Below are 9,949 nucleotides of genomic sequence, written 5' to 3'. Positions count from 1 at the left end.
GGCCGAACGGGCCGAGCGCGAGCAGCGCGCCGCCGACCTGGCGGAGCGCGACCGCGTCGCAGCGGCGGGGCCCGGCGACCTGGCCCGCCCCGCCGAGGGACATCGCGGGGCCGAAGGGCACCGCGAGGACGAAGGGCACCGCGGGGCCGAAGGACACAGCGAGGACGAGGGACGCCACGACGACGCGGCGCGCCACGACGGTCCTCACGATCCCCAGGACGTCCTGCCGCAGGTCGACGCCACCGGCGACCTCGACGCCGCCCCGTCCGATCACCTGACGGGCGCCACCGACCACGCGGCGCCGGTGCCCGACGCCCGCTTCGTCGGCCGCCCGCACGTCGACGACGACCACCGCGTCGTCCCCGACCGCGTCATCGACCCCACCGGTGGGGCCGGCGACGGGGGGCAGGACACGGGCGGACCCGCAGGAACCCGGGACGGCGACCGCACGGGCCGGGTGACCGACGTCGGCGCCCCGTCCGCAGGGAGCCGCGCGAGCACCCCGTCCCTCGGCGCCACGCAGCCCGCCGTCGACCGCACCGACGGCCCGGCCGGCACCACGGCCGGTCGCTCCGGCGCTCCGACCGGTCCCACCACCGGCCGCCCCGGCGTCGGCACCAGGCTCCGGCGTCTCGCCCGGGCCATCACCCCCACGAAGGACGACCACCATGGCTGATCGCAGCCCCACCACCGACGGTGCGCACGACACGCCCCCGATCGCCGCCCGTCGCGTGGACCGCGACGCCCACGGCGGTCACGTCGACGCCGAGCCGGGGCTCCGCGCCCGTCAGCGCGAGCGCTTCGGCGGCCTCCACGCCCTCCCGGCGATCCTCGGCTGGCTCGTCGCCCTGGGCATCTCGGTGCTGCTGGCCGCGATCCTGGCCGCGGCCGGCGCGGCGATCGGCCTGACCGACGGCGGCACCACCGTCAGCGACAGCGAGGCGGACACGATCGGCATCGCCGGCGGCGTCCTGCTCGTGTTCGTCTTCGCCCTGGCGTACTACACGGGCGGGTACGCGGCGGGCCGGATGGCGCGCTTCGACGGCGTGCGCCACGCGGTCGCGACGTGGGTGCTGGGCATCCTCGTCACCGTCGTCCTCGGGGCGCTCGGCGCCATCGCCGGGTCCGAGTACAACGTGTTCTCGCAGCTCGACCTGCCGAGCATCCCGCTGTCGGGCTCCTCGCTGACGACCGGTGGTGCCATCGCCGGGATCGCGGTCCTCGTGATCTCGCTCCTGGCCGCGATCCTCGGCGGTCGCGCCGGCGAGCGCTTCCACCGGCGCATCGACCGCGCCGGCGTCTGACGCACGCTGGGGTCCGTGCGGGGGACGGGCCCCCGCGCGGACTCCGGCGCCCACCCGGCCGGGCATGCGCGTGCGTCCGTCGGCCGTGCCCGGCCGGCCCGTCCCTGCATCCGTCGGACTCCGGCGCCCGGCGGGGTCGCCCCGCGTACGCCGCCGCACGTCGCTGGACGGGTGCAGATCGCGAAGGAATGTCCCTTCCGATGTTTGGGACCCGTGCGGAACGGGTTCTGGAGGAGTGCGCCGCTGATCAGGCTCCCCCGACAGCCGCCGCTTCCCGATGAGGGCCGCGGTGGTCCGGACCTTCGTTGCCCCCAGGGCGGCGGTGCTCGCAGTTTCCCAGGTGGAGAGTCTCTCCGACCGTCTCCGGTCGAAGCGATGCCGCTGTCACGGTTCATCGCATCGAGAGGTTCCCCCTATGTTGGAAGAGGCCACGCAGCGCGAGTTGCGCGACAGGCAGCTGCTGACCCGGTACCGCACCCGCGGAGACCGCACGTCCTACGACGAGCTCGTCGGCCGGTTCACGCCGATGGTCCGCTCGTTCGCCCGCAAGTACGTCGGGCGCGGCGAGGAGCTCGACGACCTGGTCCAGGTCGGGATGCTCGGCCTGGTCAAGGCCATCGAGGGGTTCGACCTCTCGCGGCCCCACCGGTTCGTGTCCTACGCGGCACCGACCATCACCGGCGAGATGAAGCGCCACTTCCGCGACCACTGCTGGTCGGTCGCCGTCCCCCGGTCGATGAAGGAGCTCCAGACGCGCCTGATCGCCGAGGAGTCCCGCATCGAGCACGAGGGCGGCACCCCCGTCGTGGCCGACCTGGCCCGGCGCCTCGAGGTCACCGAGGCCCAGGTGCTGGACGCCCGGCGCGCCGCCGGCTGCTTCCGCGTCAACTCGCTGAGCTTCCCGACCGGCGAGGACCGCGACGTGCTCGACACGCTCGGGCGGTCCGACGCGGGCTACCAGCAGGTCGAGGACGTCGACCTGCTCGAGGACGCGATGACGGTGCTCAGCGACCGCGATCGCAACGTCGTCCAGATGCGCTTCCGCGACGAGCTCCTGCAGCGCGAGATCGGCGATCGCGTCTCGGTCTCGCAGATGCAGGTCTCCCGCATCCTCGACCAGTCCGCGGCCCGGATGCGCGAGCATCTCGAGCCGAGCCCGGACCGGCCGATCGCGGCCTGAGGTCCGCCGGCGCGCGCCGCGCGCCGGCTGCCGCCTCCCGGCCCTCGCCGAGGGCGGCGGTCCGCAGGACCCGCGCGACGCCCGCCCTGGAGCGGGGCCGCGCGGACCGGATCAGGCGGCGGGCGCCTTGCGCTCCGCCGCCGACAGCACCTCGGCGCGCCCCTGGTTGGCGGTCTCGTAGGCCACGACGGCCTGCGCCATCTCGGCGTCGGCGGTCAGGAGCACGGCGAGGACCTCCTCGGCGGAGAGCTCGTCGTACGCCGGCCACGGCTTCTCGAGCGCCTCGCCCGACGCGGTGGCGTCGGTGTCGTCCCGGTCGTCCGGGGCGTCCTCGGCCTTCGCCGCCTGCTCCTTCGCGACGTTCTTGGCCTCCTCGGCCTGCTCCTCCGCGACGGCCTTGACCTCTGCAGCCTTGCTCGCGACCTTGTCGGCCTGCTCCTCGGCGGCGGCCTTCGCGGCCCCGGCCCGCTCCTCGGCGGCGGCCTTCGCGTCGGCGGCGGCCTCCTCGACGACGTCCTTCGCGCCCGCGGCCGCGTCCTGCGCCGCCACGGTCGCCTGCTCGGCGACGTCCTCGACGCCGGCCTTCGCGTCCTTCGCCGCGTCACGGGCCCCGTCGGCCGCGCGGCCGGCGGCCTGCTCGGCGCCCTTCTTGGCGTCCCGGGCCCCGTCGGCGACCTTCTCCGCGGCGCCCTTCGCCCCCGCGACCGCCGCCCGGGCGGCGTCGGCCGCACCCGTCTTCGAGGCGTCGTACGACGGATCCCCACCCACCTCGGCCGCGTAGACCGCGTCGGTCAGGCCGGGGATCTCGGCGAGGATGCGGTCGAGCATCCGCTCCTCCTCGCGCTTGATCCGCCCGGCCAGCTCGGCGGTGTCCTCGTCGCCGGCCCGACGGGCCAGCTGCTCGAGGGCCGTGTAGGTGGCGATCTCGAGGGTCTCCGTCGCGGCGGCGTCCTTGGCGTTCTTCAGCACCTTCTCCTCGCCGCCGGAGCCGCGGACGAGGTCCAGCGGCGTCTTCGACAGCGCGAGGGCCTGCCCGACGACGCCCTCCGCCAGACCGATCGCGGCGGCCACCGGGTGGAAGCCCCCCTCGACCTCGCGGACGCGGCCCTGCAGCAGGCGGGCGTGCTCGCGGGTCTCGAAGAGGTGACGCTCCAGGGCGGTGCGGAACGACCCCTGCGGCGTCATCGCGATCTGCGACTGCAGCACCCGCGTGAGCGCCAGCTCGGAGGCTCGGGCCTCCTTGAGGTACTGCAGGACCTTCTTCTTGCTCGGGCGGGTCATCGGGTGCCCTTCCTTTCGTCGCGACGGGGCGGGCGGCGCACGGAGCGCCGCGTCCTGGATCTCTACCCGCGCGGGGGCCGGGCATCCCGGCGTGTGCGCCGTCCCGCTCATCGGCCCCGTGCGGAGGCGGCGTCCGGCCGTCCGCGTCACGTCCGGCCCCACAACGCCGAACGCCCCTGGACGAATCCAAGGGCGCTCGACGGCGTGTGTGTGTGGCGGCGGGCCGTCCCGGGCCCGCAACCGTGTTGTCCCGTCCTGGCCCCCAGGAGAGGCCGGACTCCTGCACCGTACCGTGCCGCCGCGGTCGGCGTCCAGTGGTTGGACCACCTCTGGCGGGAAGGCCGTCCTCCGTGGTCGTCGGCGCCACCCCGGAGCCCCCGGGTCAGCGACGCCGACGAGCCGCGGGGAGCTCAGCCGGCGGGCGTCCGCCCGGCCGTCCGGGGGTTGTCGATCGGCGCCAGGATCCGCTCCAGCTGCGGGCGCAGACGCTCGTGCTGCTTCGGCAGGCGGAGCGCCTCGCCGAGGTGCTCCGGATCCTCGTCGACCGCGAAGCCGGGCGACGTCGTCGCGATCTCGAACAGCACGCCCTGGGGCTGCTGGAAGTAGATCGCGTCGAAGTAGTCGCGATCGATCACCGGCGTGACCCGCATCCCTGCGCGGGCCGCGCGCTCCTGCCACGCGACGTGGTCCTCGTCGCGTGCGTGCCATGCGATGTGGTGGACGGTCCCCGCGCCCTGCCGGCCGCGGGACGTCGCGACGTCGTAGCCCCAGCGGAACCGCTGGTCGCCACCCTCGACGAGGTACTGCCCCTCGCCCGTCTCGGTGAATCCGAGCGTCTCGGTCAGCAGCTCGCGGTCCGCGTCGAGCGCCCGGCCCGCGAAGGCCCGCGCGCCGCGCATGCCGAGCAGCGCGTGCTCCGCGGGGACGTCCGGGTGTTCCGCCCGCAGCGACGGGCCGCCCTCGTCGACGACGAGCTCGAGCCGCAGACCGTCGTGGTCGCGGAAGGCCAGCCCGCCGGCGGTCCGCTCGGTCGCGTGGCCGGCGGAGCCCAGGCGCTCGGCCCAGAAGTCGAGCGCGGCCGGGCCGGCGACCCCGAGCTGGAGGGTGTGCACCATCCCCGCGCCGGCGGTGCCGGGCTGGGCCCCTGCGAACTCGAACCACGTGAGGATCGAGCCCGGCGAGCCCTGCTCGTCGCCGAAGTACAGGTGGTAGGCCTCGGGCGCGTCGAAGTTGACGGTCTTCTTGACCAGGCGCAGACCGAGCAGGTCGGCGTAGAAGGCGACGGTCGCCCGGGCGTCGCCGGTGATCATCGTGATGTGGTGCAGGCCTTCGAGCTTCATGGCGGTCGCCGTCCTCGGGGGTGGTGGTCAGACGACCATACGCCAAAGTGGTTGCGCATGCAACTACTACCCCGGGGTCCGCCGCGGATCCCCTCACGCGTCGCGCAGCCGCCGGGCGGTCGCGGCCCCGGCGACGCCGCTGGGCTCGAGCCCCCGGTCCAGCTGGAAGCGCCGCACGGCCTCGGCGGTCGACGGGTTCCACGTGCCGGTCGCCGCGGACGGGCGCAGGAGGCCCAGGTCCACGAGACGGGCCTGGGCGGCGCGCGCGTCGATCGCGGGGACGGCGTCGACGGCGGACGCCGCGCCGGGCAGCAGCGCGAGCGCCAGGAGCCCGGGGGCCGGGCGACGGCGGGGGCGGAGCAGGTGGGCGGGGTGGGCGAGGGTGCTCATGTCCCGAGGGATCCTCGGGACGGGTGCGGACGGCGTGCAAGCGAACGTGCGTTCGATGGCGGGCGGGCCCTCCCGGACCGCCTCCGGGCGTCGCTCAGGCGCCCCGCGCCGCTCCGTTCACCACGGTCCCTCGACGATCTCCGGCGTCAGCTCGTCCGGCAGCTCGTCCGTCGTGACGGCGTGCACGACGTAGCCGCGGACGCCGCCGCCGGGCGCCCGGATCGCGGCGGCCAGCACGCGGACACCGACCCCGGCGGCGGCCGCGACGCGGGGGTCGAGGTCGACGGCGTAGCGCTCGCGGTCGCCACGCTCCGCCTCGAGGCGCAGCTCGGCCTCGCGCCCGGCGTCCGCCGGCTCGAGCAGGTCGGCCAGGGCACGGCCGCGCAGCTCGCCGGAGCTCCGCCCGAGCAGGCGGTGCAGCGCGGGGTTGCTGCGCAGCCAGGTGCCGTCGGGGGCGAGCAGCCCCTGACCGTCCGGCGCCTCGCGGAAGGCGACCTCGAACACGGCCGTCAGGTCGCGGAGCAGCTCGCGGTCGTGCCGGCGGTCCGAGACGTCCGACACCGTCGCCCGGCACCCGATGACCCGCCCGTCGCGCTGCACGGGGCGCAGCGCGACCTCGTGCGCGTCACCGCCGTCCGCCGTCGTCCAGACCTGCGCGACGTCCGCACCGCGCAGGACCGCCGAGACGCGATCCGCGAGCCCCCGGTGCAGGTGGGGCGGGGCCACGTCGTTCAGCGACGCGCCGACCGCGGGCGGCGCGTGGTCGCCCCACGGGGCGGGAAGCCCGCCGTGAACCGCGCGGATCACGAGCTCGTGGTCGATGAGCAGGACGAGGGTGGTCGGGTCCGCGTCGAGGGCGTCGACGAGGACCGCGGGGTCCGCCAGCCGCAGCGGGGCCCCCAGCGGCACCGGGGCGATCGGCTCGTCCGGATCGTCCCCGACCGGGGTGCCGTCCCCGTCGTCGGGGCCGGGGACGTCGGGCGACGCGGCCTCCCAGCGTCCGGTCAGGGGTGCGGCGTGCCCGTCCGGGGCCGCGAGGTCGTGGGTGACGGGCGGCGCCGAGAGCCGGACCCGGAAGACGCCGTCCTCGCGGCGGCACGAGACCAGGTCGCGGCCGAACAGCGTGCGCAGGTCGCTGGCCATCGCGACCGGCCGGCCGAGACCCACGTCGAACGTGGCCTCGCCGGCGTCGAGCTCGCGCAGCTCGACGGCGCTCGTCCCGCGGATGCGCCACAGCATGAGGTCCAGCTCCGCCGCCTGGGCGGCGGTGTGGACCGGCTCGACGACGATCGGCACGGTCCCCTGGCTGAGCGAGGAGATGAGGTCCGGGACCCCCGGGGGACCGGCGGTCATGGTGCGTCGATCGGCGACGGGGCCGGGCGCCACCGCTGCGGGTCCGCGTGCATCCCGCCCAACATACGGCGAGCGCGGGCGGCCACGGGAGCACGATCCCCCCGATCGGAGGTCCGCCCCGGTACGTTCGTGGCCAGTCCCGGGGCGTCGGGGCGCCGGGGCGTCCGCTCGCGGGCGTCCGGGTGCGACCGCCCCGGCCCACCCACGTCAGCACGACAGGACCCCAGTGATGAAGTCAGTCATCGTCGGAACCGACGGCTCCGAGACCGCGAACCAGGCCGTCCGGGCCGCGGCCACCCTCGCGGCCGCGAACGGCGCCCGCCTGACCATCGTGTCCGCCTTCGTGCCCGTCTCCCGCAGCCGGGTCCGGGCCGAGGCCCGTCAGGCCCCGTCCGACGTGGCCTTCTCCGTCAACCCGCGCGAGGACGTCGAGGACACGCTGAAGCAGGCCGTCGCGCTGGCCAAGGCGACCGGGGCCGAGAACGTGCGCACCGCCTCCCGCGAGGGCGACCCGGCCGACGCGATCATCACCGTGGCCGAGGAGCTCCACGCCGATCTGCTGGTCATCGGCAACCGCGGCATGGCGGACCCGAAGGCCAAGCGCTTCCTCCTGAGCTCGGTGCCCGACAAGATCAGCCACCACGCCCCCTGCTCGGTCCTGATCGTCCGGACGACCTAGCGGCCGCGCCGCCCCGCGACGGCCGGCCCCGGCCGTCGCGCCCCGGGCGGGGGCCCGCTCAGGCCGACGCGGCCGAGCGGGCGAGCGACTCGAGCAGGCGGTCGACGGCGATCGCCCCGATCGGTCGGCCCAGCTCGTCGCAGCAGACGACGGGCAGCAGCCGCTCCGCCACGGGGCGCCCGGAGGCGCGCAGCGCCACGGCGGCGACCTCCTCGCCGGGCATCACGCACATCGGGCGCGACCCCGCCGGGGTCGTCGCGCCGTCCACCTCCAGCGCGACCGGCACGCCGTGCTCGTCGACGAGCACCACCGGCGCCGCGGCCGGCCCGCAGGTGGGGTCCGGGACCCGCGGGGCGCCGACCGCGAGGTCCTCGGGGCTCCGGCGACGGGTCCGCACGACGACGTCCTCCAGGAGCGACGAGACCGGGCGGGTGCCGGCCCTGCCGGGGCGTCCGTCGCGCAGCACCGCGGCGACGTCGGGCGGGAGGGCGGCCATCGACGGGCCCGGCCGGCCCAGCAGGTAGCCCTGGCCGAGCGGGACGTCGAGGCCCATGAGCGACCGCAGCTCGCCCGCGCGTTCGATGCCCTCGGCCACCAGCCACCCGTCGAGCTCGCCCGCCATGGCGCCGATCGCGGCAACGGCGGCGCAGCGGTGGCGCTCGTGGTCCAGGTCCTCGACGAGGGCGCGATCGAGCTTGACGAACGACGGGCGCAGCGCCAGGACGTGCCCGAGGCTCGCGTAGCCCGCCCCGGCGTCGTCGACCGCCAGCATCGCCCCGGCCGCCAGCGTGGGGGCGAAGGCGGTGCGCAGGGCGTCGTAGTCCAGGACCCGCTCGTGCTCCGTCAGCTCGACGACGAGCCCGCGCAGGTCCCCCGCGGCGGCGAAGAGCCGCGAGGTCGAGACCTCGAGCAGGATCCCGGCGCTGAGGTTGACGCTGAGGAACGTGTTGCGCGGCAGGTGCTGCCGGGCGGACAGCGCGCGGGCGAGGATCGTCTGCTCGAGCTCGCTGAGGCGCCCCTGCTCGGTCGCGGCGTGCAGCCACGGCAGCGGGAAGGGCGGATGGCCCTCGAGCTCGAACCGGGCGAGGACCTCGTAGCCGGCGACCTCGCCGCGGCGCAGGTCGACGATCGGCTGGTAGGCCAGGCGCAGCGGACCGCCGTCCTGGAGGGCCAGGTCGATCGCGCGGACCCAGTCCAGCTCGACGTTCGTCGCGTCGTCCACGAGGTTCACGCCGCACCCCGGCGCGGCATATGGTCTGCGGAGGGGGCCGGGACGCGTCGCTGGGCGGGGTCCGGTCCGACCACGAGAAGGGGATCCGAGATGAAGCAGTTCGCATGCGGGAGCGTCGTGCCGGGGTGCGTCGCCACGTTCGAGGGCGCGGACGAGGACGCCGTGCTGCAGCAGGTCGCGGAGCACGCCAAGCGCGACCACGGCATGGACGAGGTCCCGCCGGAGGTCGTCGCGCAGGTCCGCGAGAACATCACCGGGTAGGCCGCGCCGCGGCGGGTCGCCCCGGTCGGGGGCCCGCCGGGACGGCGGCCGACGCGGATCGCGCTGGGCGTTCGATCGTGTGCGGGCACGCACACACCATCGGGGGTCCCGCTCTCGGGGTCAACACCGGTGGACACCCGATCGGGGGATCGGCGGCTCAGCCGACCGGTTGCCCGGAAGAGGCTCGGTCAACGGTCCAGCGGGGCATCCGATGCCCGACCGACCGACGGCCCGGGGCCGACCGCGAGGGCAGCGGTCGGCCGTTCGGCCGGTCCTACTCGTGGATCGGCGTCGGCTCGGTCTTGTTGGCGACGCGGTTCTCGGCGCCGACCATCCAGGCGAACTGCTCCAGCTTCTCGAGGAAGCCGTGGAAGAGGTCGGCCGTGGTCGGGTCGGCCTCGTCGACCGCGTCGTGGACCTCGCGGATCGTGCGGCAGACGGCGTAGAGCCGCTCCGTCACCATGTCGACCGTCTCGGTCGTGTCGACCTCGCCCTCGGGGAACGGCGGCAGGGACGACTGCTCGGCGACGGCCGCGGCGCGGCCGTCGGGCGTGATGTAGATGGCACGCATGCGCTCCGCGAGGTCGTCGGAGAACAGGCGCGCCGCCTCGATGATCTCGTCGAGCTGCAGGTGCAGGTCGCGGAAGTTCGTGCCGACGACGTTCCAGTGCGCCTGCTTGCCCTGCAGGTGCAGGTCGATCAGGTCGACGTGCACGCGCTGCAGGTCGTTCGCGAGCGCCTCGGAGGCGCGGAAGGAGGGGTCGGCGATGCGGCGGGTGGTGGCCATGGGGAGGTCCTCGGTCGAGGGGGTGGGGCTTCGGGGATCCGCTACCCACGCCGGCCCCCGGGTAACGCGACGACGCGCACGGACCGCGCGGCGCCGCGCGCACCGCCGCCGCGCGCCGGCGGGGGCGAGGAGGGCGCCGCCCG

General features: G+C 75.8%; 12 protein-coding genes. 5 read left to right on the top strand and 7 right to left on the bottom strand.

The window, feature by feature from the left end; translation table 11 throughout:
* Positions 1-295 (bottom strand): hypothetical protein (locus tag Q7T67_RS19935; RefSeq protein WP_304794085.1); only part of this gene is annotated, 295 nt, incomplete at its 3' end.
* Positions 296-304: 9 nt separating this feature from the next.
* On the opposite strand from Q7T67_RS19935, the gene Q7T67_RS19930 reads away from it, so the two are divergent.
* From Q7T67_RS19930 to Q7T67_RS19920, 3 genes are all read left to right on the top strand, one after another.
* Complete coding sequence (locus Q7T67_RS19930; RefSeq protein WP_304794082.1) at positions 305-676, top strand: hypothetical protein; 372 nt, start codon at positions 305-307, stop codon at positions 674-676.
* A complete protein-coding gene (locus Q7T67_RS19925) occupies positions 669-1,304 on the top strand; it encodes a hypothetical protein (protein WP_304794079.1) in 636 nt (211 codons plus the stop codon). Before Q7T67_RS19930 ends, Q7T67_RS19925 begins: the two co-directional genes overlap by 8 nt.
* A 415-nt stretch (positions 1,305-1,719) precedes the next feature.
* The gene (locus tag Q7T67_RS19920) at positions 1,720-2,484 is read left to right on the top strand and encodes a sigma-70 family RNA polymerase sigma factor (protein WP_304794075.1); all 765 of its coding nucleotides are present in this window, start codon (positions 1,720-1,722) and stop codon (positions 2,482-2,484) included.
* 111 nt (positions 2,485-2,595) lie between these two features.
* On the opposite strand, the gene Q7T67_RS19915 is transcribed toward Q7T67_RS19920, so the two are convergent.
* The 4 genes from Q7T67_RS19915 to Q7T67_RS19900 form a co-directional block, all read right to left on the bottom strand.
* On the bottom strand, positions 2,596-3,765 hold the full coding sequence (locus tag Q7T67_RS19915; protein ID WP_304794072.1) for a DUF892 family protein: 1,170 nt from the start codon (positions 3,763-3,765) through the stop codon (positions 2,596-2,598).
* A gap of 410 nt (positions 3,766-4,175) precedes the next feature.
* Positions 4,176-5,105: a VOC family protein gene (locus Q7T67_RS19910; RefSeq protein WP_304794069.1), complete on the bottom strand. Its 930-nt coding sequence runs from the start codon at positions 5,103-5,105 to the stop codon at positions 4,176-4,178.
* Between the two features lie 93 nt (positions 5,106-5,198).
* On the bottom strand, positions 5,199-5,495 hold the full coding sequence (locus Q7T67_RS19905) for a peptidoglycan-binding domain-containing protein (RefSeq protein ID WP_304794066.1): 297 nt from the start codon (positions 5,493-5,495) through the stop codon (positions 5,199-5,201).
* A 117-nt stretch (positions 5,496-5,612) separates the two neighbouring features.
* Complete coding sequence (locus tag Q7T67_RS19900) at positions 5,613-6,848, bottom strand: PAS domain-containing protein (RefSeq protein ID WP_304794063.1); 1,236 nt, start codon at positions 6,846-6,848, stop codon at positions 5,613-5,615.
* Positions 6,849-7,077: 229 nt separating this feature from the next.
* Between Q7T67_RS19900 and Q7T67_RS19895 the strand changes: the two genes are divergently transcribed.
* Complete coding sequence (locus tag Q7T67_RS19895) at positions 7,078-7,527, top strand: universal stress protein (protein WP_304794060.1); 450 nt, start codon at positions 7,078-7,080, stop codon at positions 7,525-7,527.
* A 58-nt stretch (positions 7,528-7,585) separates the two neighbouring features.
* On the opposite strand, the gene Q7T67_RS19890 is transcribed toward Q7T67_RS19895, so the two are convergent.
* A complete protein-coding gene (locus Q7T67_RS19890; protein WP_304794057.1) occupies positions 7,586-8,758 on the bottom strand; it encodes an EAL domain-containing protein in 1,173 nt (390 codons plus the stop codon).
* 90 nt (positions 8,759-8,848) lie between these two features.
* Here Q7T67_RS19890 and Q7T67_RS19885 point away from each other — a divergent pair, with 90 nt between their 5' ends.
* A complete protein-coding gene (locus tag Q7T67_RS19885; protein ID WP_304794054.1) occupies positions 8,849-9,019 on the top strand; it encodes a DUF1059 domain-containing protein in 171 nt (56 codons plus the stop codon).
* Between the two features lie 274 nt (positions 9,020-9,293).
* Here Q7T67_RS19885 and Q7T67_RS19880 read toward each other — a convergent pair whose 3' ends face one another.
* On the bottom strand, positions 9,294-9,806 hold the full coding sequence (locus tag Q7T67_RS19880; RefSeq protein WP_304794053.1) for a Dps family protein: 513 nt from the start codon (positions 9,804-9,806) through the stop codon (positions 9,294-9,296).
* Between the last annotated feature and the right edge of the window lie 143 nt (positions 9,807-9,949).

It is taken from the genome of Patulibacter sp., assembly GCF_030655195.1.
Taxonomy (GTDB): Bacteria; Actinomycetota; Thermoleophilia; order Solirubrobacterales; family Solirubrobacteraceae; genus Patulibacter.
Note: the sequence above shows the minus strand (reverse complement) of the source record. Positions and strands in the feature narration are given on the sequence as shown.